This window comes from Mycobacterium arosiense ATCC BAA-1401 = DSM 45069, assembly GCF_002086125.1.
GTDB lineage: Bacteria > Actinomycetota > Actinomycetes > Mycobacteriales > Mycobacteriaceae > Mycobacterium > Mycobacterium arosiense.
In genome coordinates, this window is the sequence record NZ_MVHG01000213.1 from 1 (window position 1) to 965 (window position 965).

At 68.4% G+C, this 965-nt stretch carries 1 pseudogene; it reads left to right on the plus strand.

The features are described 5' to 3' along the window. Positions 1-80: 80 nt before the first annotated feature. Positions 81-887, plus strand: a pseudogene (locus tag BST14_RS28135) (DUF222 domain-containing protein); the annotation flags it as partial. Between the last annotated feature and the right edge of the window lie 78 nt (positions 888-965).

Here is a 965-nt window from a genome sequence, read left to right on the forward strand (position 1 = left end):
ACGCCAAGCATGGTCTACCGCAACGAAATCCGCCCCTGAACAGCAGAAAAGCGCCCACGAAAACACGTGGAGCGCCACGCATGTTCGAGTCACCGACGGATCCCGCCGCGTTGGTGGCTGTGATCGAATCCACGCATCGGGAGGAATCGATGCTGGTAGCCCGACGCCTGGCGGCGGTGGCGGCGTTGCTTCGGCGCCGGGTCGCCACCGCCGGGCGGCCGGAACGGGAGTACGCGGAGGTCGACGGCTTCGAGCAGACCGCCGCCGAGGTTGCCGCCGCGATGAATCTCTCGCCCGCGGGAGCTAGTTACCTGGTGTCGTACGCGGAGGCGCTCGACACCAGGCTGCCCCACGTCGCGGCCTTGCTGGCCGAAGGCCGAACGGATTGGCGCACAGTGCGATTGATCATCACCCGCACGGATCTGGTCACCGACCGGGAAATCATAACGGAGCTCGACCGATCGCTGGCCGACCGCATCGGCAACTGGCACGGCTGGTCGAGGCAGCGGATCGTCAACGCGGTCGACGCCGCCGTGCGCTCCTCCGATCCCGACGCCGCCCGTGAGCGCCGGCTGGCAGCCGAGGACGACCGCCACGTCGTAATCCGTGCGAAAGAGGACGGGATGGCGGAGATCTACGGTTCGGTCGCCGCGGCCCCGGCGGCCGCTTTCGACCGCCGGCTCTCACAGGTCGCCAAGCAGGTGTGTGCGGCCGACCCCCGGACCTTCGATCAGCGCCGGGCCGACGCGCTGGCGGCGTTGACCGAGGGCCGCGGATTGGCCTGCACCTGCGGGCAACCGGAATGCCCGGTTCGTGCGGACGCGCACGGTCGCGATGCGGACAGGTCCGGGGCGCGGGTCGTCATCAACGTGGTGGCCAGCGAACAGATGTACCGAGTCATGAGATTGGTGTCAGTCGGCTGATCGGTGGGAGCCCGCCAAGTGCACTGTGACGCCGTTGAGTGT